Below are 21,904 nucleotides of genomic sequence, written 5' to 3'. Positions count from 1 at the left end.
CGCCGCCAACAGTGTTAACAAGTACGCCGATGGGCACTTTATTAAAGTTATGAAGCTAGTTATTTATCAACAGCATAGAGCGATATTTTATGTTGTGGGTTGGGTATAAAAAAGCATGCGGCCAGATAATATTTTACATTAGCTGGCCGTATATTTTATTTACTTTGCAATATTTAGTTTATTACCTTAGGCATTAACTGGCGTACGTTCATCCTTTTTAACGCCCATAAAAATAGCGTAAAGCACAGGTATAACAATTAAGGTTAGTAATGTGGCAAAGAGTAGGCCAAATACTAATACAACCGCCATTGATTGGAAAAACGCGTCAAAATAAAGCCAAATACTGCAATTATAATTGTTATTATAATGTTAACTTAATATTTGTTATACAAAGAGTATACTTTAGCGCATATTATTAAGAATATCATTGTAAATTCAATGCGTTAATATATCTGTGCGTTAATGTTTTTGTTTGTGCGATTGTGTAACTCAGTGATACAGGTAAGTATATTATGTTGCAAAATTGCGAGTTTGAAAGAGCTTACTATATTGCTAGGGCTACTTTAAGTACTGTATGAGGCTAGGTTAAGGGCTTTACCTGAGGTGTTGCTTAATAATTAAGTTAATGAATAAAAGCACAGTATAGGTACTGTGCTTTTTTGTATATATATTAGATTCTTAGCGTGTTACTGCTAGTGCTTCTTCCACACTAAAGGCGCCATCGAGCAGTGATTTACCTAAAATAATACCGCCAATACCCAACTCTTTGAGCTTTTTAATGTCATCAAGTGAGCTTACGCCACCAGATGCTTGTACTTTAATAGTTGAGTTATGCTTAATTAAATCCTCGTACAGCGCGAACGATGGGCCGGTCATGGTGCCATCCTTACTGATGTCCGTACATAAAAAATCGATAACACCTAAGTTAGCATAAAAATCTACTAGCTCAAGTAAACCAAACTCAGATTCAGTTAGCCAACCATGGGTGGCCGGAGCCCAGCCAGTGGCTGTTTTATTTACATCAAGGGCAATAACAAAGTGCTCTGCGCCAAACTGCTCAATCCAGGCTTTAACTTGTTCGCGTTTTTCAACCGCCATTGAGCCAATAACCACTTGGTTTGCGCCGGCTTTTAGCCAATCACTTACATCTTGCTCACAGCGAATGCCACCGCCAACTTGATACGGCACATTAAGTGCTTTTGTAGCCGCTTGAATGTGTTGCCACTGTTTTTTACTTGGATCGCGGGCACCTTCTAAATCAACTAAGTGAAGTTTATCTGCGCCGCTGTCGGCGTATTCTTTTAAACGCGCGCCTAACTCGAATGGGTAAAACTGTACAGTCTCGTATTTGCCTTGGTATAAGCGCACAATTTGATTTTGTAATACGTCTAATGCTGGAATAATCACAGTGTGTCTCTTTATTAATAGATGAGGGGCAGCCTACAACTGCCAATCAACAAAATTTTGTAATAAACGCGCGCCTATTTTAGCGCTGCGCTCTGGGTGAAACTGCATGCCGGCATAGTTATCTTTGGCCACTATGGCCGAAAAACGTTGTCCGTACTCGCCACTTACTAATGTGGCGTTGTTTACCGTGTGCGCAAAGCTGTGTACAAAGTACACTTGCTCGTCTGGTGTTAGTCCTTTTGTTAAGGCATGCTCTTTATTTATGGTTAAATTGTTCCAGCCCATATGCGGTGACGTAAGTTGACCTACATCAAGCGCTGTTACATGCCCAGGTATTTTACCTAAGCACAGCACGTTACCTTCTTCGGTGCTTTCGCACAGTAACTGCATACCTAAGCAAATACCCATTAGCGGGCGCTGGTATTCGTTTATAGCGTGTTGCCAACCGTTATCTACTAAGCGTTTCATGGCAACCGAAGCATGGCCAACACCGGGTAATATAGCGCGCTCAAAACCCGCTAACTGCTCTGGAGAGGTAATTACAGTTGGCGTTTGTCCTAAACGTTCAAAGGCAAAACGCACTGAGTTTATATTAGCGCACCCGGTATTTATTATCGCAATCATAAACACCCTTTAGAGCTAGCAGTTTGCTGGCTAATATCTTGCGCTATTGCCATGCGCAGTGCGCGAGAAAAAGCTTTAAATAAACCCTCTACTTGATGATGGCAGTTACCGTCGCTTACCGATAAAATTAGGCTAATTGCGGCGTTATCGCTTAAGCTTTTGAAAAAATGCTCAACCATTTGTACATCTAAATCGCCTGCTTTTTCGCGGCTAAAATTAGCGTTAAGTACAAACGAAGCACGCCCCGATAAATCAATTTGTGCTTCGGCTTTACATTCATCCATTGGCAGGGCAAAACCATAGCGAGCAATTTGCGATTTAGTGCCTAAGGCTTGTTTAAGTGCAACACCTAGAGCAATACCTATGTCTTCAACAAGGTGGTGCTCGTCTATGTGCAAATCGCCTTTGGCTTTAATGTTTAAACCAATGTTGGCGTGGGTGCGAATTTGATCAAGCATATGATCAAAAAAGCCAAGGCCGGTATCTATACTGCCGTTTTTGGTTTGATCTAAGTTTATTGCTACATCTATTTGAGTTTCTTTGGTATTACGTGTAACGCGGCCCTCGCGGTTTGCGGTAGTTAGTTTAGTAACTATTGCACTCCAATCGCCATCGTACAAAATACCTTCGCAACATAAATTTTGTGCCAGGCCTATATCAGTTTCACGGTCGCCAATTACAAAAGAGCGTGCTAAATCTACTTTGCCAGAGCGCATTAGCTCGGTAAGTAAACCTGTTTTAGGTTTACGGCAATCGCAGTTTTGCTCGTCAAAGTGTGGACAAATTAATACCTCGTCAAAGTTAATGCCTTGGCTTTGTAGTATGTCCATCATTTTGTTTTGGGCTAGGTCAAAATCCTGTGTAGGAAAGCTGTCGGTGCCTAAACCATCTTGGTTAGATACCATTACTAAGCGATAGCCTGCTGCTTGTAATTGTAATAATGCGGGCATTACACCGGGTAAAAACGCCAGCTTTTCAAGGCTATCTACCTGTTTATCGGTAATTGGCTCTTCAATTATAGTGCCGTCGCGGTCAATAAATAAATAGGGGTTACTCATGATACTTCCTGTTGTGCTGAAATTGCTGAGGCTGTTGGCAATGCTAGGCCATCGAGCCAAATTTTTACTTGTTTAAGTTCTTGTTCGCTACCAATTGAAATGCGTAGCCAGTCGTTTTCACCATATAAGGTAAAAGCGCGCATAACCAAACCTTGCTCAAGTGCGATTTTAAAATAGTTTTTATCGGCTAACTTTAAAGTAACAAAGTTACCTTCACCAGTGAGAATTTTTAATACAGCTGGCGATTCACTTAGCCACTGTATAAGTTTAGCTTTTAAAGCGTTTAAAATAATCACTTGGCGACGCATTGAGGTAATTGCGTCTGGGGCAATTGCTTGCGCTGCAATACTCGCTACTACACCAGATACCGGATACGGCGCTATTACTTTACGAATTGGCGCAAGAGTTGCTGCTTGTGCAAGCGTAAAACCGGTTCTAAGGCCTGCTAGTGCAAATGCTTTTGAAAGGGTACGTAGCACCACTACATTACTAAATTGGTTTATTAATTTTGTAGCGCTTTGCTCTGGGCAAAATTCTATATAGGCTTCATCAACAATAACCAATGCTTTATCTGCAAGTGCTGTGGCAATTGCTGTCACTTTATCAAGAGGGGTTAAGCTGCCTGTGGGGTTATTTGGGTTACAAATAAATACCAGTTTTGAACTACCAACCGCATCTACTATTTCATCAACACTGCCATTTAATAATAGCGCTTGTGTTAGTGCGTTAATGGCGACGTTGTGGGTATCGGCAGTAACTTTATACATACCGTAAGTTGGCAAAAATAGTGCAATGCTGTCTTTTGCGCTTTCGCAGTATGTTCGTACTAAAAGCTCTATGCCTTCGTCGGCACCACGGGTCATTAGCACGTTTTCGCTTTCAAGCTCTGCATACGCAGCGTAGCGATCAATAACCAGTTGTGGTTGTGGATCTGGATAGCGATTTAAATCTTCAACACTCAGCTGGATGGTTTTAGCATAGGGGCTTTCGTTGGCATTTAACCACGTTGTGCCGCTTAACTTTTCACTTTTAGCTGAGCTGTAGGCAGCAAGTGCTGCAATATTTGCTGGTAATAAGCTATTAGCTTGCGTGCTCTCATTGCTCATTTTTAATTGCCTCTAAGCGAATTGAAACCGCATTTGCGTGAGCATCAAGGCCCTCGGCATTTGCAAGGGGTAAAATAGCTTTTGACAGCTGGGTTAAACCACTTTTAGTAATTGTTTGCACTGTGTAGGTGCGAAAAAAATCAAGTAAGTTCAAGCTAGAATAGCTTGCGCTATAACCATAGGTTGGCAATACGTGATTAGTACCTGATGCATAATCGCCTGCCGATTCAGGCGTATAATCGCCCACAAATACAGAGCCCGCATTTTTAACTTTATTTAAGTAGGGTGTGGAGTCTGCTAGTTGCAAAATTAAGTGCTCAGGGCCGTACTGCGCTGATACGTCAAACGCTTGTGCGATTGAGTCAACTAAAATAAGTGACGAGTTAGCCAAGGCTTGCTCGGCGGTTTCTTTGCGGCTTAATTTAGCAAGTTGGCGAGTAAGCGCCTGCTGAGTTTGCTCTATAATACTTTCGCTGTTACATAATAAAATAACTTGCGAGTCAGCACCGTGCTCTGCTTGTGAGAGTAAATCGGCGGCTATAAATTCTGGGTTTGCACGTTCATCTGCAATAACCAGTACTTCTGAGGGACCTGCTGGCATATCAATGGCCATGCCAGGTACAGTTTGCGCCACAAGTTGCTTAGCCATAGTGACAAAGCTATTACCTGGGCCAAAAATTTTATTCACTTTAGGCACTGACTCTGTGCCATAAGCCATTGCTGCAATTGCGCCTGCGCCACCACTTTCTATTAGCGTGGTAATGCCGCATAATTTTGCTGCATATAAAATAGCGGGGTTAATGGCTTTATCGCCTTGTACGGGGGTAGCAAGTACAACGGTTTTTGCACCGCTTAATTGGGCTAATACACCTTGCATAATAACCGATGATGGCAGTGGAGCACTGCCACCGGGTACATATATACCAACAGCTTCGATGGCTTGATATTTCAGTTCACACACAACGCCCGGTTGGGTCGATAATTTAATATCTTTAGGTAATTGCGCTTCATGAAAACATTTTACATTTGCATAAGCGGTATCAATGGCATACTTAAGCTCTGCACTGAGCGCCTGCTCAGATGCGTTTATTTCATCAAGCGGCACACGTAAACGTGGATTCGCTCTATTATCAAACTCTTTAGCCATGTTTAGTAAAGCCTCGTCGCCTTGCTCTTTTACTTTAGCTAAAATAGTTTTACATATAGCTTCAACCTTAGCGCTGGCCGAAACCGCAGGGCGTGTTAGCGCCGCTGCTTGTGCTTGTGAAGATTCCTCATTCCAACGAAGCATGTTCCTTACTCCATCATTTTTTCAATAGGCATAACTAAAATTGAGTTAGCACCTAGGGCTTTTAACTGCTCCATGGTTTCCCAAAATAAAGTTTCGCTGCTTACCATGTGCAGTGCTACATAATCATCACTACCGGCAAGGGCAAGTAGGGTAGGTTGACCAGAGCCAGGCAAAATTTCGCAAATTTCTTCAAGCTTATTTTTTGGAGCGTGTAGCATGATGTATTTGCTTTCTTTAGCTTGTCTAACACCACGTAGGCGCGGCATAAGCTTATTAATAAGTGCTAATTTATCGGTATCTTGTAGGTCTTTATTTTGAATTAAACAAGCGTTTGATTCTAAAATAGTATCGCCTTGCATTAATCCATTCGCTTCAAGCGTTGCGCCAGTAGAAACCAAATCACAAATTGCATCAGCAAGGCCTGCACGTGGCGCTACTTCAACCGATCCGGTAAGCATAACCGTGCTGGCGTTAATGCCTTCGCGTTTTAAGTACTGTTTTAAAATTTCAGGGTAGGTGGTAGCAATACGCTTGCCTTCAAACCAGCTCTTGTCTTGCTTACCAAGCTCTTGTGGCCACGCTAGTGCTAGGCGGCAGTAACCAAAGTCTAGTTTAGACAGTTTAGTTACTTCGCTTGGGATGCCTTGGCGTAAACGCTCAGCTTGCACTTCTACTAGTACGTTTTCACCCACTATGCCTAAATCACATACGCCTTCCATTACTAAGCCTGGAATGTCGTCATCGCGCACACGTAATACATCAATTGGCATATTAGTTGAGTGTGCAATTAAGCGTTGTTCACGAAGGTTAAGTTTGATACCTAGCTGTTTAAGTAGCTCTTGGCAATCTTTTGAAAGGCGGCCGCCCTTTTGGATGGCGATACGTAGACGATTACTGTTGTTCATTATTCATTTTCCTTTAATTTAAAAACTAAAAACCCCGAGGCGGAACCTCAGGGCGAAAATGAATCAATTTTTTATGACTCGCCAGAGGTTCCTTTTAGGAATAACCTCTCAGCGAAAGACCTGACAGGTTATTCCGATGAATGGTGGTGATGTACTGATGTCAGGTTTAAGCGCATTTTATTGTCCTATTTAACAAACGTTTATATAGTTAACGTGTGTTGTTATGTATCTCGATTTGTGCGTATTATAAAAACATAAAGCAGCATAATATGGCAAGCCTTTTTTTGCATAATTAAAGAATATGTTATAACCGCCGATATAAACTAAGATTAATGTATATTAACTTAAGCTTTAAAAGCTCATACCATAAATTGATTTTGGTATTGAAGGAGGATGTATGGATATTATGATCCCCTACTTAGGGCCAATTACGCGTTTAGCGCTCGAGCCTAAAGGGGCTTTTTATATTGCGGGCGTAAAACAAGGTGCGAGTACTGACAAAGTCGCATTAGACGAGCGTAAAAAACGTGAGTTAGAAAAAAAACAAAAGCTTTCACTTATCAACGAAAACACCGATAACTCGGGTATTAAAAAAGATGAAGACGGTACGCCGCACCTAGATACATGGGCATAAGTTGTTAAGCTGCGTTATTAAGCGCAGCTACAAAACAGATCAAATACGCCCCAAAGTAGGCGCTATTTGATCATGTATATAACCAGTTAACCGCAGCAAAGTAATAGCTTAATTAGCCGTTTTTTTAGTTTGCTCTGCAGATGCAATACTGCTGTGAATAAGTGGTGAAATAGTTAAACCTTGAATAATAATTGAAAAAATCACCACTACATAGGTCACAATTACAATTAGGTTATGTAAATCAGAGCCGCCAATAAAAACTTCTTCACGGGGTATGGCCGCTGCCATGGCTAATGCTAAGCCACCTCTTAATCCGCCCCAGGTTAATATTTTAACGCTATGCTTGTCGTAACTTCTAAATTGTTTAAACAATACAAAAGGGGCACCTACACTAATAAAACGGGCTATAAGCACAGCAGGTATCATCAGCAAGCCTACGCCAATTTCACTTAGCGTAATGGGCATGGTCACTATGAGCATGCCAATAATTAAAAACAGTAGCGCATTTAAAAAGCTGTCCGTGGCATGCCAAAAGTCTTTTACATAACGGGTATCATCGGGCCCGGTGCGTTCAGTGGCTTTAGAGCGAGTAATATTACCTAACAAAATACCGCTGGTTACCATAGCAAGCGCGCCCGATATTTCCCATAAATTAGCCGCTGCAAATCCTGCGCTTGGGATAGTGAGAGTAATAAGCAAGCGAATATTTACGTCGCGACTATTAATAATTAAAAAGTGGCCAACCAGTGCAATAGCCAAGCCAAACGCTATACCACCAAGGGCATCAACAAAAAACAGCTCGGCTATATCTTTAAAGTTTGCATCGGTACCATAAAAGGCTACTGAAAAAATAGTGGTAAATATAACTAAACCAATCCCATCGTTAAAAAGCGATTCGCCCTCAACTTGTACCGAAATACCCTCAGGTGCACGCATTTGCTTAATGATAGCCAGTACTGCAATTGGGTCGGTGGGGCTAATTAATGCACCAAATAATAAACAGTATATAAAAGGCACTGGCCAGCCAAAGGCTGCAAATAAGTAAAAACTTAAATAGCCAACTATAAAAGTAGAAACCAAGGTAGAAAACAAGACTAAAACGGTTATTTCCCAGCGTTGTTTTTTAAGAGCTTGCAGGTTAATTTCCAGTGCGCCGGCAAACAACAAAAAGCCTAGCATGCCTTTAAGAAGTAACTCATTAAAGTTAATACTCGAGACAATTTGGGTCATAGCTAACGCGTTTTGATCGCCCAAAAGCTTAACGGCAATGATCAACAATAATGAAATGACAACCGAGCCTGTGGTAATGGCAATAGTGGTTTGCATTTTAAGAATATATTGATTTGCAAATGCAATAAAAATAGCAAGTGCAGAAAGAAAGCAAATGAGGTACCAAGCATTCATCGATTAACCTTAATTAATTATAAGCGACACACAAAAAGCGAGTTTCAAGGCTGCTATGGTACTCCTGTCATATTATAGTGTCACAATATTTATAGGCGAATTAGGCGTTTAATTTAACTTTACTATCGCAACTGGTTAATAGTAAATGAGCCATTGTTAATAGTGTTGTCATAACTTTAAAGCTAAGTTAGTAATAACGTGTCTTGGTAATTTAGGATGAATAATTAAAATGAAGATTTTATTTTATAAATAGCGTCATAAAAGTAAAACTACTTTGTAATTACTTGCCCTTGGTGGTTAGCTTACGTAAAATCGCGCTATTATTTATTGTAAAGTGATTGGTATTATCAAACAGCTGTTTAGTGCAACCGGGCCTTTGGCGTTATCTTTAGATGGGTATACACCACGACAGCCACAAATAGATATGGCCGTTGCCGTTGCTGATGCGTTAAAAAACAGCTCACAACTAGTAGTTGAAGCCGGTACGGGCACAGGAAAAACCTTTGCCTACTTAGCCCCCGCGCTTAAATCAAAAGGTAAAACCATCATATCTACGGGCTCTAAAGCCCTGCAAGAGCAGTTATATCATCGCGACTTACCTCAACTCGTAAAAGCGTTAAGTGCTTCTAAAAAAACGGCATTATTAAAGGGCCGAGCAAACTACTTATGTACTTATCGACTTAATCAGCATGTGGCTCATGTACCTACCGACGATTCTGATGTAATGCACCAATTAGCTATGGTGGCTAAGTTTGCCAGCGAAACACAGTCAGGCGACTTAGCCGACTGTATTGGTATAGAAGACGATGCAAAAGTATTACCTTATGTAAACTCCACCGCAGACAACTGTTTAGGCAAAGAATGCCCCGACTTTCAGGCTTGTTATATAAGAAAAGCACGCTTAAATGCGGCTGATGCCGATATAGTGGTAATTAACCATCATTTATTTTTTGCTGATATGGCGGTAAAAGACAGTGGTTTTGCAGAGCTGATGCCAACAGCAGATGCTTATATATTTGACGAAGCACACCAATTAAGCGAAATTGCTAGTGATTACTTTGGCGAAAGCGTTAGCACTAAAAAGCTGGTGGATTTAATAAACGATTTACGCGCCATTTATCGAGCCGAAATCCCTGACATGCTGCAGCTAGGTAAAAGCTTAAATAAACTCGAAACCAGTGTTGCCGATTTACGCCTGCAGTTTGGCGTTGATGGCAGCCGTGGTGATTGGCGCGCTAAACTCAGCGATAAGCAAATTTGCGCCGCGTTGCATCGGGTTATTAGCGACCTAGACTTTGTTTATCAGGTATTAAAACTTTGCTTAGACAGAAGCGATAAAATAGAGCACCCGTTTGAACGTGCACTGGCATTTAAAGGCCAGTTGGAGCGCGTATTTGATACCACGCAAACAGGTTTTAGTTATTGGTATGAAACCACCCGCCGTTATTTAACTATTAATATAACGCCATTAAATGTATCAGTTAAATTTGCTAAAATGATGGCCGATACAGGCGCAGGGTTTGTATTTACCTCGGCTACATTGTCCGTCGATAATCAGCTTAGCCACTTTAACGCCAGCCTTGGACTAACACCCAAACAAAGCATGATGGTAGATAGCCCGTTTGATTATCCAAACCAAGCACTGCTGTGTTTGCCGCGTTACTTACCTGAGTCGCACGCAGACAATATGCCCCACGCAATTGTAAAATTAACGCTGGAACTGATTAAGTCGGCTAAAGGACGCTGTTTTGTGCTTTTTACAAGTTACCGTATGATGCATTTAGTAGCCGAAGGGCTTACTACGCAAATAGACTACCCAGTTTATATGCAAGGACAAATGTCGAAACGTATTATTTTAGAAAAGTTTACCCGTCATGGTAACGCAGTGCTATTAGGGACTGCTTCATTTTGGGAAGGGGTTGATGTACGCGGCAGTACACTAAGCTGTGTTATTATTGATAAGCTTCCATTTGCCGCACCAGATGACCCTTTACTACAAGCTAAAATGCAAGACTGCCAAATGCAAGGAAAAGACCCCTTTGCACATATACAATTACCACAAGCAGTTATTGCGCTTAAGCAAGGAGTAGGGCGGTTAATACGCGACAGTAAAGACAAAGGCGTACTTGTAATATGCGATAATCGCTTAGTTACACGCCAGTACGGGCAAGTATTTTTAAAGAGCTTACCGCCAATGCGCCGCACGCGAAGCTTAGAAGATGCCAATAAATTTTTACAACAAATTAATTAGAGTAATAAAATGATCAAAAGTAATATTCTTGCCCTTGATGCGTCTACCGAAGCGCTATCAATTGTTTTACATTTTAAGGGGCAAACATTTCATCATTTTGAAGAATGCCCGCAGCAGCATAGTCAAAAAATACTGCCATTAATAGATCAGCTATTAACCAGCGCAAACTGTAAATTAAAAGACTTAGACGTAATTGGCTTTGGTCAAGGTCCAGGTAGTTTTACGGGAGTACGTATTAGTGTAGCTATTGCACAAGGCCTTGCATATTCAACTAAATTACCACTTGTAGGGGTATCTACGTTAGCTATTATGGCGCAACAAGCGTTTGAGCAACACGGCCATGAAAGTGTTTATCCTAGTATTGACGCCCGCATGGGAGAGATTTACTTTGCGCATTACCAAGCACAAAATGGCTTAATGCAATTAGCTAATCAAGAATGCGTAATTAAACCTGAGTTGTTAAATCAAGATTATATAGCCAATAGTGCACCACAATCGGTTGCTGTAGGTACAGGGTTTAAAACATACCCTGATGCGTTGAATGATTTTAATAACGTAACTATTAATAGCGAGATCACACTGCCTGATGCACGCTACATGCTAGCATTTGTAGAGGCAGGCTTTTTAGCGGGTAACGTTGTAAAAGCAAGCGATGCACAGCCTAAATATGTACGCGATACTGTTACTTGGAAAAAGCTTCCAGGTCGAGAGTGAAAATTAAATAACGAGTATTTGCAAATTGGTTGTTTTTAAATCATAATTTTAAATAGATTAAGATTGGAGACGCGTAATGACGCTGCCTATTGGTTCAGGTTTTTTTACCGGAGATATTCCGGGTAGAGTTAGCTCTGCTAAAGTAGTTACTAATAAACCACAAGGTTTGTTAGAGCACACTGCTGCGCCAAAAACGAATACCGATTATGTTAAAAACAGTCGTGAAGGCGTAGAGTTAGCCAATCAATTTTTTAAAGCGAGCGCAGCAAATACACAATATAATCAAACTATTTACGACCAACCCTCAGCACAAGTAAGCAAGGCTATTTCCACTTATACCGAATTTGCAAATTTAGAACGACGTGCTGAAGTGCAAGATTTAATTGGTGTAGACATTTACGCTTAAATTACTCAAATATAAAATTTAAAAATAAAAAGCCCGAACATATTATATGCTCGGGCTTTTTGTTTGTTACATATTCATTGTTTCTAATACGTTATTTTTCTATAAATGCAATTAGCTTATCGGCAATGTCAGTATTGTTTTGTGAGCCCGTAAATTGCTCGCTACCTTTACCATATGCAAATACTTGTACATCAACTGCTGTGTGGCCACCAGTTGTCCAGCCAGTAAAGCTGGCATCGTTAATAATACTTTTAATGGCTAAATTTAAAGGCTTTTTACCCATTTTTTTAGCTTGCTCAAGTTTAATTTGGTGCTCAGAACTAAACTCAATATTAGTATTAGCCGACCAAACTGTTTTTAAATCACTGGCATCCATTAAAAGCGAGGTTAATTTACCAGCCGAGGCTTTAACGCCTTTAACTATTTCGGTATCCCACTTGTATTGTCCGTGGGCACCAAGTGTTAAACCACCTGTTGAGTGATCTGCGGTAACAATTAAAATCGTGTCTTGGTTTTTATCAACGTATGCTTTTGCTTTTTCGACCGATTTAGCAAAATCGTCCATTTCTGCCATAGCACAGGCTATATCGTTAGCATGGCCACACCAGTCAATTTGGCTGCCTTCAATCATCACAAAAAAGCCTTCTTTGTTTTGGCCATCTAATAAATCAAGTGTTTTAGTGGTTAATCGTGCAAGGCGATTAGGGTGCTCATCAATTGCGTATGGAAGGCCTTTTTCGGCGTATAAACCAATGGCAGGGAGCTGCGTAATTTGGCCTAGGTTATTAATGTCGTCGGAGTATTGATAACCAGCGGCTTTAAATTCTTCAATTAAGTTACGGTCCTCACGAATAAAATATTTAGTCCCTCCACCTAGCATTAAATCAACGGGTAGCTTGCCCGCAATTTTATTGTCAATGTAATCATTAGCAATTTCATCGTAGTTACCGCGAGATTCATTATGAGCTGCAAAGCTTGCCGGTGTGGCGTGGTTAATTTGCAAAGTAGCGACAAGTGCCGTGGTCATACCGCGCTCTTTTGCAATTTCTAACATCGTTTTAACGGGCTTTTTATTGGTATCTACGCCAATAGCACCGTTATAGCTTTTATGGCCGCTGCTTAACGCTGTAGCGCTTGCTGCGCTGTCGGTAACATAAGTATGATCGTCTGGGTAGGTGTGTGCCATACCAGTTAAAATAGTATCGAATACAGTGCTTTCAATTGCTTTTGTGTTCGAATCGTCTTTAAAGTAGCGATAAGCAGTTGTATAAGCTGGACCCATACCATCGCCAATCATATAAATAATATTTTTTGGTGCCGAATCTGCATAAGCACTTGTTGCGCTGCATAAAAGCGCCAATAAACTGAACTGTTTTTTCATGTTTGTACCTTTTAAATGTACTTAATTTAATAGCTTGGAGTTATTGTATACAGTTAATATGATAAATAAATTAATATCGATGAACGACTAAAGCAAAGTGTTAAAGTTATATTGCGCTTAAGCTTTATTAAATCAGGATCACATAAACTAACTTACTTGCTTAGTTATAATTACTCCTTTGTTTTAAATTAGTTGGTAGCAAATACCTATCATTAAAGGTTACATTGTCTATAACTACTGATGGATAGATTTAAAAACACCTTAGAGCTAACAGTTATAAATAATCATTAATAAAATTAATAGGGGTGTGCTGTGGAACCATTTAATATTCAAATCAATAATTTAAATATTCATGGTTTAAAAACGGGAAGTGGAGATGAAGTTGTAATTGCGCTACATGGCTGGCTTGATAATAGTGCAAGTTATATCCCTATGTTAGCAAATGCCAAAGTGCAGCAAACGTGGTATTGCCTTGATTTTGCCGGACACGGATTGTCGTCATGGCGTAGCGACGACGCACACTATTATTTTGTAGATTATATTGATGATATATATCAGTTTATAAATGCTTTAGGGGTAAAAAAAGTACACCTAGTAGGGCACTCTATGGGCGCTATGGTGGCGGGTTTGTTTGCAAGCTGCTTTAGTGACTATGTAACGTCTGTAACATTTATAGAAGGAATAGGGTGCGTAACAACCCCAAGTGAAGAAGTAACGCAACAACTTAAAAGTGCTATTTTAAACCGAGACAGGCTAAAAAATAAAAAGCCAAGAGTGTATCAATCGAAAGAGCAAATACACCAAGCACGTGCGCAAACAACAGACTTAAGTAGCCAGCTTATTGAGGTATTAATGGCGCGCAATATTAAAACAATTAAAAATGGATTTGCATTAACAACCGACCCAAAGCTTAAAAATCATTCAGGTTTTAGGTTTGATGAGGCGCAATGTATTGGTGCAATAAAAAATTTAATTGCGCCATGTCAGTTAATACTAGGGGATACAGGCTACACTTTTGTAAAACAAAATTTAGAAAACTATGCTAAATATTACAATAGCTTAAATGTAATAACTGTAGAGGGCGGGCATCACTGTCATATGCAAAGCAGTGCGCACTGTTTTGAACAGATTCAAGCATTTATGGTGCAAAGTAGCGTGTGTTAATTGTATATTAGCGTTAAATGTGGGATTATTCTTCATTAGAGTATTTGCTCAATTGTCAAAGTGCCTTACTTAGATTAAGGTTAATAAAAATATAACTATAAACAGGGGCTAAGAGTGGAAAAAATTTGGCTTAAGCGCTACCCAGAAGGTATGCCTGAAACTATCGATCCTGAGCACTATGCCTCATTACTCGAAGTGTTTGAAAAAAGTTTTACCGACTACAAAGATTTACCCGCATTTACAAATATGGGTAAAACCTTGTCTTATGATGAAATTGATACTGCAACTAAAAAAGTTGCGTCTTATATTCAAAATGATTTAGGCCTTAAAAAATGTGACAAAGTGGCAGTTATGATGCCTAATTTGTTACAAACGCCCATTGCTATTTTAGGTATTTTACGTGCAGGCTGTGTTGTTGTTAATGTAAACCCACTCTACACAGTGCGTGAACTTGAGCACCAACTTAAAGATTCTGATACTTCAGCAATTTTTATATTGGCTAATTTTGCCGATACACTCGAAAAGGCATTACCCCATACCGATGTTAAACATATTGTTGTTACCCAAGTAGGTGACATGATGGGTGGCATTAAAAAGCATGTTGTAAACTTTGTTGTTAAGTACATTAAAAAGATGGTGCCAAGCTACACTTTGCCAAATACCATAGAATTTTGCGACTTACTTAAAGCCGACGAAAATGCCTATGTACGTCCAGAGGTTAACTTAAGTGATTTAGCTTTTTTACAATATACCGGCGGAACAACGGGTGTATCTAAAGGCGCAATGTTAAGCCACGGTAATATGGTAGGTAATCTTGAGCAAGTTTCAGGATGTTTAGACCCAGTGCTTGAGCGTGGTAAAGAAGTAGTAATAACTGCGTTGCCGCTTTATCATATTTTTGCATTAACGGCTAACTGCTTAACATTTATGAAGTACGGCGGATTAAATGTACTTATAACTAATCCACGCGACATGCCTGGTTTTATTAAAGAATTAAGTAAAGCTAAATTTACTGCTATTACGGGTGTAAATACTTTATTTAATGGTTTGTTAAACACGCCAGGATTTGCCGAACTTGATTTTAGTCACTTAAAAATGTCATTAGGCGGCGGTATGGCTGTACAACGCCCAGTTGCTGAAAAATGGCAAACAGTTACAAAATCTAAATTAATGGAAGGGTATGGTTTAACCGAGTGTTCTCCTTTAGTTACCGTTAGTCCTTATGACTTAACGGCATATAATGGCTCAATTGGTTTACCGGCTCCAAGTACCGAAATCAAATTAATTCTTGATAATGGCCAAGAAGCAGCAAAAGGTGAACCAGGAGAACTTTGGGTTAAAGGCCCGCAAGTTATGCTTGGTTACTACAAACGCCCAGATGCAACCGCTGAGAGCTTACAAGATGGCTGGTTTGCTACCGGTGACATAGCAACTTATGACGACGAAGGTTTCTTTTATATTGTCGATCGTAAAAAAGATATGATTATTGTCTCGGGCTTTAATGTATTCCCTAACGAAATTGAAGAAGTTGTTGCTATGCACGACGGGGTGCTTGAAGTAGCAGCTATTGGTATCCCTCACGATACGAGTGGTGAACAAGTTAAAGTTTTTGTTGTAAAAAAAGACCCTTCTTTAACTGAAAAAGATATAATAAAACACTGTCGTGATAATTTAACTAATTATAAGGTGCCTAAGCTTGTTGAGTTTAGGGATGAGTTACCTAAAACTAACGTAGGTAAAATACTCAGAAGAGCCTTGAAAGATTAGCAACCATTAAAAAAGCCGACATATGTCGGCTTTTTTATTGTAGGAGACTAAGTGCACTACCAATTAATTGAAACCCAAAATCAGCTTAATACTTTTGTTGAGCAAATTAAAAACAAGCCCGTTTTAGCCATAGACACAGAGTTTATGCGTCGTCGTACTTTGTACCCAGAAGTTGCACTTATTCAAGTTTATGATGGCGAGCATTTAGCACTTATAGATCCACTGGCAGAACTGTCATTATTCGATTTTTGGCAAATTTTAAAAGATCCTGCTGTTTTAAAAGTATTTCATTCCCCTTCAGAAGACATAGAAGTTTTTCAAAAGTACGCAGGGTTTGTTCCTACGCCATTATTCGATACTCAATTTGCACTGCAAATTTTAGGCGAAGGAAACTGCATGGGCTTTGCACTTATGGTAAAAACCTTACTGGATATTGAAATAGATAAAAGTGAATCACGTACAAATTGGTTGCAACGCCCATTAACAAATAAACAATTAGAGTACGCCGCTGCCGATGCCTATCATTTATTACCCTGTTTTAATCTTATTATTGACAGTGTAAAAGCCGCCGATTTATTTAATATTGTTATTAGCGAAAGTGAGTTAGTAGCTAATAAGCGTGAATTTCAAACCCCAGATGAGCTGCTCTACAAAGACATTAAAAATGCATGGCAACTAAGACCACATGAACTCGCTGTATTAAGAGAGCTGGCAGTATGGCGTCGAAATAAAGCAATTCGTAAAAATTTAGCACTTAACTTTGTATTAAAAGAACATAATATGACAGAAATTGCTAAACGAGGCCCTGCAAGTTTAAATGCATTAAGGCAAATTCCGGGCGTTGAGGTGATAGAAGTGAACCGCTCGGGAGTCGAAATACTAAAGTGTATAGAGCAAGCAAAAGCATTGCCTGAGGAGCAACACCCGGCAATTTTAAAGCGTTTAATAGACTTTCCTAGTTATAAAAAAGTAGCGAAAGAAATAAAACAAAAAATTAATAAAGTTGCCAAAGAACATAATATTCCAGAAGATGTAATGGCTTCTAAAAAGCAGGTTAATCAATTAATTAGTTGGAATTGGAAGTTATCTGCAACACAAAAAGAGCAGCATATTAAACCAGATTTACTTAGCTCTTGGCGCTATTCTTTTGTAAAAGATACACTAAAAGAATGGGATGTTTGAGCGTATTTAAGTCACTAGGCTAGCTTACAGAGGTAACTTACTTAATAGTGTAGTGAGCTAACAGGTATAAATACTAAGCTATTATAAGTACACCTAATATTGGGTGGCAGTTATAATAGCTTTATTAATTTATTTGCTATTCATCGAGTGGTATTGTGTATATGCCACTGTTACTAAAGTGCTTTTTATGAAAGTTGAAACAATAAAACGTAAACTACTAGAACAGTGTAAACCAGCTTGGATATTAGCCATTTTGGTTGCTTTTAATGGTTACTGGTTAATTAAACCGGTTGTTGCACGTATGCTCGAAATGCTACCTGGTGTATTAAACTGGTCGCTCGATTGGTTAAATTTAATTGATAAAATAGGAATAACAGAACTACCGCGCTTTATTTTAGGTGCAGGCTTAATAATAATGTCGGTTGGCTTAGCTTTAAAAGCACGTTTAGCGTGGGCTTTTTCACTGATACTATTAATAGTGGTCGCGGTTATTAGTATTTCATCGTCAAGCTCTGGGCTAATATTATTGTCTTACACTATGGTTGTGAGCATGTTATTACTCGTATACTGGAAAAGCTTTGATGGCTCTAGTATTACCGCAGGTAGTTTGTTTGCTCTAACGAGTACAGGCGCATTAATGCTTTATGCTGTGTTTGGCACTTTGTATTTAGGCAGCGAGTTTAGTACCCCTATTACCGATTTACCCACTGCATTTTATTTTTCTATTGTGAGTATGTCGACGGTAGGTTATGGCGATCTTTACCCTGTAACGTCTACGGCGCGACTATTTACAGCATCAATTATTGTTATGGGTATTACCGTTTTTGCTACTTCTATCAGTGCTATTATTGGCCCTGTGATTGGTGGTAATCTTAAAAAAATTGTTAAAGGTAGGATTTCGAACGTAATGAGAAAAAATCATTTTATTATTTTAGGTATTTCACCCACCGCACACAGTGTTTATGCCGGTTTGGTAGAGCGTGGCGATGCAGTTACTTTAGTGTGCCCAACAGGGTCTGAACACCAATACCCGGTAGATGCAGACATTGTTTATGGCGACTCAAGCTCAGCAGATATCTTAATAGAAGCGGGCGCTAAAAAGGCAAATTATATTTTAGCGTTACGCAATGATGATGCTGAAAATGCGTTTAGTATTTTAGCGGCTAAAGAAGTTGCTGGCGAGGACACCAAAACAATTACTTTGGTTAATTCAAGTAAACATATTCCGCAAATTAAGCGCGTAAAACCTGACGTAGTATTTTCATTGCAATTACTCGGCAGTGAATTGTTAGTGAGAACCCTAAAGGGGGAGACTATTGATAATAAACTAATCACTAAGTTGTTCTTTGGTGATGCAGAATAAGCTCGGCTAATTACTCAGGCCAATGTTTAACTATTTATTATAATAACCCTAAGTGTTAGCTAAACTGGTTCAACATTAAGTTGAAATAAAAAAGCTTAAATGACTCTCTTATTTCCATTTTAGGGTAAAGCTATAAAATAAAAAGCCGTTCATTTTAATGAACGGCTTTTTTGTTTGCCCAGCGAAGCTGGCAAACCCGATAGGCTGAAAGATGCCTTATCACCCCGACTAAGGGGAAGATAATCCGAATGGCAAGGGCGTCACTGGCTAACGGTGAGGTCTGAAGGAAGCCATAGGAAGTTAGAGGCACACAACTAACCGTAATCTGTTTCGGCGGTATTGGTGGGTAAGCGTCCAAAATAGCGCGAAGCCCTATACTTAGTCAGATCAATACCGTGTTTGAGGGTGAGATTTCTAACAGGGAGCTAGTGCAGTAACTGGGGAAGCCTGGCATCTAAACTTAGTGTAAATAAGTGGCCTAAACTCAAGGGGAAACCCAAGGTTTAACGTCGGTGTGAGGTGGCAGATGAACCCGTAGTAGTGAGTAAGGCTAGGCCGATGAAAGCCAGTGATGGTGTGGAGGACAAAACCAAGCCGACTATCAACAGAATGTTTGATAGGGTCAATTTTAATCAAAAGTTTTAATTGATTGCGAAGGGGGGAAGTATTCTTTAAGCGTATGAAAGACGAAGACTTTTGTTTATCGGCTCACAAGTATTTCGACGGAAATAGCCAAGACATGACGGCCAAGCAGGAATGTAGACGCTGAGAATTGAAGGGCGAGCAATGGAGTAATGGCTGACCACTTAGGCAGATTGCCAAAAAAAAAGGCTAGCACACCTAATGTCATCATGAAGATTCAGCGATAAGTAGAATGACACGAGCAGACATACCGCAAGCAAAGGCAGAAAATGACAGTTTACTACAGCTTGTACGGACAATTATTAGACATTAATAACCTGTACAAGGGATTCAAAAAAGTGAAAGCAGCGAAAGGAGCGGCCGGAATAGATAGGCAGTCCATAGCCGCGTTCGCCTTGAATTTAGAAGAAAACTTGAAACAACTGCAAGGTGAACTGCAAAGCAAGCAGTATCGCGCACAGCCAGTCAAACGGATAGAAATACCGAAAGATGATGGTGGTGTGAGACTGCTGGGAATTCCAACAGTTCGCGACCGCATAGTACAACAAACACTATTGAACATTCTCCAACCGCTCTTCGACATCGACTTTCACCCATCAAGTTATGGGTACAGGCCGAAACGAAGTTGTCATGACGCCATCAGCAAAGCCACGGTATTTATTCGTAAATATCACCGTGAGTGGGTGGTTGATATGGATCTGTCGAAGTGTTTTGACCTACTCGATCACGACTTGATCATAAGCAGCGTCAAACGCAAAGTGACAGACGGTAGCATCTTAAAACTGCTCAAACAGTTTTTAAAAAGCGGAGTAATGATAGGCAATAATTGGGAAGCGAGTGAGGTAGGAAGTCCACAAGGTGGTGTTATCAGTCCATTGTTGGCGAATATCTACCTAGATGCATTTGATCAAGAAATGAAACTTCGTATCCCCTTGAGCAATTGGGTAACCAAACTCTAACAATAAAGCTCTTAGTTGATTACCTAAGCTGACTTTTTGTTTGACTAATAAATCACGCATACATTCAATGCCTTGTAAGCATTGCTCTTGCACTGAAAGTAAACGACTTCCTTTTATATGAGGCTGTCTCGCTGCAACTGAAATAGCCAGCGCATCATTTGCATCGGTTTTCTGCCCTTGACGAAACGCTTTTACCTGTCGCGCGTTGATCGCTTTGATCTGGTGCCCTGCCTGTTTAGCAAATTGCGCCCAATAATGCGTACCACCACATGATTCCATAGCAACTAAAGATTGCTGTTCTTTAATTAATAACTCTTTAAGCTTGGCTCTGCTTATTGTTTTGTTATAAATAACTTTGCCATTGCTTTGCGTTTTGCAAACTTGAAATAAATTTTTTGCTAAATCAATCGCTATCACATTACAATTCAACATGTATGGGCTCCTTAGTAAAAGTTTGAACACTTATTACGTTACTTCTGATGGAAGTGGGAGTCCATACATCTGTTTATCTTTGCGGATTAAAATTTGTTCAAACTAGGAGCGGTTTAATCACGGCGCGAGGTTTGTAACCTAGTGGGCTAAGTAAAAACCGAGCAACAAAGAGTCAATCGCCCCTAGGCAGAACCCGAAGGGCAGTGCCTGTTTGGCATTGATGCTGCGTTATCGCCTATTTATGGGGAATAACCACACCACATAGGCGCTGCCTTGCCTGAATACCAAACAGACTGCTGCAAATTTAACCTTGAAAGGTAAACAGACCCTAGTCTTCAGTCTCACATGCTGTGAAGTATTTTATCTAAGTTGGCTTTTGATTTAGCAACGCTTTGTAAAGGCGTTAAACCAGCAGGGTATTCTTCTTGCTCTACAACCAACCACTGCGTGACGCCATCGGTTATGAGTGCCTGAATTATTTTTTGCCATGGATAATTATTTTCCCCGAATATAGGGCTTAAGCCGTCATTTTCGTGGGTGCGAACTTTTAAATGTGTCGCATAGGTTCTACCTGCATACTTCTTTATGAAATGGATTGGTTCTTTTCCTGCGTAATGCACCCAGCCAATATCAAGTTGTAATGGCAAATTTGTGGGTGTATTACTGGCAATCGCATCCCAATAGGTTGCGCTGTTAAATTGTTCGAACTCTCTATTATGATTATGAAAGCCAATTTTCATCTCATACTTTTGTGCTATTTCGTTTGATGCTGTTAATTGTTTTGTTAGTGACATAACACCTTCAGGGTCCCATGCACGCTCATCCCACGGCACGAATAAAGTAGTGACACCGAGTGTTTTATAAAATAATAAGGTTTCCATTAAGCGGGTGTCAGTTAATGCATCAAAGCCAATATGCGCACTGCTGGCCACTAAATCTAAGCTTGCGAGTTTGTTTTTAAGCGCCCGAGGATTATTTTCATAGGGGCCAAAATCACCAGCAAACTCGAGTCCTTGAAATCCCATGTCAGCAAGGCTTGTGATGGTTGCGTTAAAGTCTGCTTTTAATGCCTCTTTAACCGACCACAATTGAACGCTTACTTTAACGGAGTCGCTCGTATTAGCGATGGCAGGGGAAGATTGTAGTGCGAGTATGACTAAAATGCTTGCGACAGCATTAATTAAGAATGAATACATGGCTTTAAACATAATAAA

At 40.0% G+C, this 21,904-nt stretch carries 20 protein-coding genes; 9 read left to right on the top strand and 11 right to left on the bottom strand.

Going from position 1 to position 21,904, the window contains the following annotated elements; translation table 11 throughout:
* Nucleotides 1-186 precede the first annotated feature (186 nt).
* From CIK86_RS19445 to hisG, 7 genes are all read right to left on the bottom strand, one after another.
* A complete protein-coding gene (locus CIK86_RS19445) occupies nucleotides 187-309 on the bottom strand; it encodes a hypothetical protein (RefSeq protein WP_254910703.1) in 123 nt (40 codons plus the stop codon).
* A 369-nt stretch (nucleotides 310-678) separates the two neighbouring features.
* On the bottom strand, nucleotides 679-1,407 hold the full coding sequence (locus CIK86_RS17610) for a 1-(5-phosphoribosyl)-5-[(5-phosphoribosylamino)methylideneamino] imidazole-4-carboxamide isomerase (protein ID WP_086993454.1): 729 nt from the start codon (nucleotides 1,405-1,407) through the stop codon (nucleotides 679-681).
* A gap of 33 nt (nucleotides 1,408-1,440) precedes the next feature.
* Nucleotides 1,441-2,031, bottom strand: a complete 591-nt coding sequence (hisH, locus tag CIK86_RS17605; RefSeq protein WP_086993455.1) for an imidazole glycerol phosphate synthase subunit HisH — start codon at nucleotides 2,029-2,031, stop codon at nucleotides 1,441-1,443.
* A complete protein-coding gene (gene hisB / locus CIK86_RS17600; RefSeq protein WP_011330115.1) occupies nucleotides 2,028-3,089 on the bottom strand; it encodes a bifunctional histidinol-phosphatase/imidazoleglycerol-phosphate dehydratase HisB in 1,062 nt (353 codons plus the stop codon). Before hisB ends, hisH begins: the two co-directional genes overlap by 4 nt.
* On the bottom strand, nucleotides 3,086-4,195 hold the full coding sequence (gene hisC, locus CIK86_RS17595; protein WP_086993457.1) for a histidinol-phosphate transaminase: 1,110 nt from the start codon (nucleotides 4,193-4,195) through the stop codon (nucleotides 3,086-3,088). The genes hisB and hisC overlap by 4 nt, the downstream gene beginning before the upstream one ends.
* Nucleotides 4,185-5,486 carry a histidinol dehydrogenase gene (hisD, locus tag CIK86_RS17590; protein WP_086993459.1) on the bottom strand — a complete coding sequence of 434 codons (1,302 nt, stop codon included), beginning with the start codon at nucleotides 5,484-5,486 and terminating at the stop codon, nucleotides 4,185-4,187. The genes hisC and hisD overlap by 11 nt, the downstream gene beginning before the upstream one ends.
* Before the next feature lie 5 nt (nucleotides 5,487-5,491).
* The gene (hisG, locus tag CIK86_RS17585; RefSeq protein ID WP_011330118.1) at nucleotides 5,492-6,391 is read right to left on the bottom strand and encodes an ATP phosphoribosyltransferase; all 900 of its coding nucleotides are present in this window, start codon (nucleotides 6,389-6,391) and stop codon (nucleotides 5,492-5,494) included.
* A gap of 397 nt (nucleotides 6,392-6,788) precedes the next feature.
* On the opposite strand from hisG, the gene CIK86_RS17580 reads away from it, so the two are divergent.
* Nucleotides 6,789-7,025 (top strand): hypothetical protein, encoded by a 237-nt coding sequence (locus CIK86_RS17580; RefSeq protein WP_011330119.1) that lies wholly within the window; start codon nucleotides 6,789-6,791, stop codon nucleotides 7,023-7,025.
* A gap of 108 nt (nucleotides 7,026-7,133) precedes the next feature.
* Here CIK86_RS17580 and CIK86_RS17575 read toward each other — a convergent pair whose 3' ends face one another.
* Nucleotides 7,134-8,429, bottom strand: coding sequence for a sodium:proton antiporter (locus tag CIK86_RS17575; RefSeq protein ID WP_086993462.1), 1,296 nt, complete (start codon nucleotides 8,427-8,429; stop codon nucleotides 7,134-7,136).
* Between the two features lie 334 nt (nucleotides 8,430-8,763).
* Between CIK86_RS17575 and CIK86_RS17570 the strand changes: the two genes are divergently transcribed.
* The 3 genes from CIK86_RS17570 to CIK86_RS17560 all read left to right on the top strand — a co-directional run bounded on the left by CIK86_RS17570 (nucleotide 8,764) and on the right by CIK86_RS17560 (nucleotide 11,800).
* Complete coding sequence (locus CIK86_RS17570; protein ID WP_058375083.1) at nucleotides 8,764-10,680, top strand: ATP-dependent DNA helicase; 1,917 nt, start codon at nucleotides 8,764-8,766, stop codon at nucleotides 10,678-10,680.
* Between the two features lie 9 nt (nucleotides 10,681-10,689).
* Entirely contained in the window at nucleotides 10,690-11,394 is a 705-nt protein-coding gene (tsaB, locus tag CIK86_RS17565) for a tRNA (adenosine(37)-N6)-threonylcarbamoyltransferase complex dimerization subunit type 1 TsaB (RefSeq protein ID WP_086993464.1), read from the top strand.
* Between the two features lie 76 nt (nucleotides 11,395-11,470).
* On the top strand, nucleotides 11,471-11,800 hold the full coding sequence (locus tag CIK86_RS17560) for a hypothetical protein (RefSeq protein ID WP_086993466.1): 330 nt from the start codon (nucleotides 11,471-11,473) through the stop codon (nucleotides 11,798-11,800).
* A gap of 91 nt (nucleotides 11,801-11,891) precedes the next feature.
* Here the strand turns inward: CIK86_RS17560 and CIK86_RS17555 are convergent, their stop codons facing one another.
* Entirely contained in the window at nucleotides 11,892-13,181 is a 1,290-nt protein-coding gene (locus CIK86_RS17555) for an alkaline phosphatase (RefSeq protein ID WP_086993468.1), read from the bottom strand.
* Between the two features lie 312 nt (nucleotides 13,182-13,493).
* Here CIK86_RS17555 and CIK86_RS17550 point away from each other — a divergent pair, with 312 nt between their 5' ends.
* From CIK86_RS17550 to CIK86_RS17525, 5 genes are all read left to right on the top strand, one after another.
* Nucleotides 13,494-14,345, top strand: coding sequence for an alpha/beta hydrolase (locus CIK86_RS17550; RefSeq protein ID WP_086993470.1), 852 nt, complete (start codon nucleotides 13,494-13,496; stop codon nucleotides 14,343-14,345).
* A gap of 114 nt (nucleotides 14,346-14,459) precedes the next feature.
* Nucleotides 14,460-16,112, top strand: coding sequence for a long-chain-fatty-acid--CoA ligase FadD (fadD, locus tag CIK86_RS17545; RefSeq protein WP_086993473.1), 1,653 nt, complete (start codon nucleotides 14,460-14,462; stop codon nucleotides 16,110-16,112).
* A gap of 51 nt (nucleotides 16,113-16,163) precedes the next feature.
* Nucleotides 16,164-17,294 (top strand): ribonuclease D, encoded by a 1,131-nt coding sequence (gene rnd / locus CIK86_RS17540; protein WP_086993475.1) that lies wholly within the window; start codon nucleotides 16,164-16,166, stop codon nucleotides 17,292-17,294.
* Nucleotides 17,295-17,481: 187 nt separating this feature from the next.
* Nucleotides 17,482-18,657, top strand: coding sequence for a voltage-gated potassium channel protein (gene kch / locus CIK86_RS17535; protein ID WP_086993479.1), 1,176 nt, complete (start codon nucleotides 17,482-17,484; stop codon nucleotides 18,655-18,657).
* 911 nt (nucleotides 18,658-19,568) lie between these two features.
* A complete protein-coding gene (locus CIK86_RS17525) occupies nucleotides 19,569-20,258 on the top strand; it encodes a reverse transcriptase domain-containing protein (RefSeq protein ID WP_086993477.1) in 690 nt (229 codons plus the stop codon).
* On the opposite strand, the gene CIK86_RS17520 is transcribed toward CIK86_RS17525, so the two are convergent.
* Nucleotides 20,193-20,690 (bottom strand): transposase, encoded by a 498-nt coding sequence (locus CIK86_RS17520; protein ID WP_096317116.1) that lies wholly within the window; start codon nucleotides 20,688-20,690, stop codon nucleotides 20,193-20,195. The genes CIK86_RS17525 and CIK86_RS17520 overlap by 66 nt on opposite strands.
* Nucleotides 20,691-21,031: 341 nt before the next feature.
* Nucleotides 21,032-21,898, bottom strand: a complete 867-nt coding sequence (locus CIK86_RS17515; protein WP_254910744.1) for a sugar phosphate isomerase/epimerase — start codon at nucleotides 21,896-21,898, stop codon at nucleotides 21,032-21,034.
* Nucleotides 21,899-21,904 lie beyond the last annotated feature (6 nt).

The organism is Pseudoalteromonas sp. JB197 (assembly GCF_002332205.1).
GTDB lineage: Bacteria > Pseudomonadota > Gammaproteobacteria > Enterobacterales > Alteromonadaceae > Pseudoalteromonas > Pseudoalteromonas nigrifaciens.
Note: the sequence above shows the minus strand (reverse complement) of the source record. Positions and strands in the feature narration are given on the sequence as shown.

What these genes read in the sequence shown, in the direction of transcription:
- CIK86_RS19445 (WP_254910703.1), bottom strand. Translation starts at nt 309, where the DNA reads ATGGCGGTTGTATTAGTATTTGGCCTACTCTTTGCCACATTACTAACC.
- hisH (WP_086993455.1), bottom strand. Translation starts at nt 2,031, where the DNA reads ATGATTGCGATAATAAATACCGGGTGCGCTAATATAAACTCAGTGCGT.
- hisB (WP_011330115.1), bottom strand. Translation starts at nt 3,089, where the DNA reads ATGAGTAACCCCTATTTATTTATTGACCGCGACGGCACTATAATTGAA.
- hisC (WP_086993457.1), bottom strand. Translation starts at nt 4,195, where the DNA reads ATGAGCAATGAGAGCACGCAAGCTAATAGCTTATTACCAGCAAATATT.
- hisD (WP_086993459.1), bottom strand. Translation starts at nt 5,486, where the DNA reads ATGCTTCGTTGGAATGAGGAATCTTCACAAGCACAAGCAGCGGCGCTA.
- hisG (WP_011330118.1), bottom strand. Translation starts at nt 6,391, where the DNA reads ATGAACAACAGTAATCGTCTACGTATCGCCATCCAAAAGGGCGGCCGC.
- CIK86_RS17580 (WP_011330119.1), top strand. Translation starts at nt 6,789, where the DNA reads ATGGATATTATGATCCCCTACTTAGGGCCAATTACGCGTTTAGCGCTC.
- CIK86_RS17575 (WP_086993462.1), bottom strand. Translation starts at nt 8,429, where the DNA reads ATGAATGCTTGGTACCTCATTTGCTTTCTTTCTGCACTTGCTATTTTT.
- tsaB (WP_086993464.1), top strand. Translation starts at nt 10,690, where the DNA reads ATGATCAAAAGTAATATTCTTGCCCTTGATGCGTCTACCGAAGCGCTA.
- CIK86_RS17560 (WP_086993466.1), top strand. Translation starts at nt 11,471, where the DNA reads ATGACGCTGCCTATTGGTTCAGGTTTTTTTACCGGAGATATTCCGGGT.
- CIK86_RS17555 (WP_086993468.1), bottom strand. Translation starts at nt 13,181, where the DNA reads ATGAAAAAACAGTTCAGTTTATTGGCGCTTTTATGCAGCGCAACAAGT.
- kch (WP_086993479.1), top strand. Translation starts at nt 17,482, where the DNA reads ATGAAAGTTGAAACAATAAAACGTAAACTACTAGAACAGTGTAAACCA.
- CIK86_RS17525 (WP_086993477.1), top strand. Translation starts at nt 19,569, where the DNA reads ATGACAGTTTACTACAGCTTGTACGGACAATTATTAGACATTAATAAC.
- CIK86_RS17520 (WP_096317116.1), bottom strand. Translation starts at nt 20,690, where the DNA reads ATGTTGAATTGTAATGTGATAGCGATTGATTTAGCAAAAAATTTATTT.
- CIK86_RS17515 (WP_254910744.1), bottom strand. Translation starts at nt 21,898, where the DNA reads ATGTTTAAAGCCATGTATTCATTCTTAATTAATGCTGTCGCAAGCATT.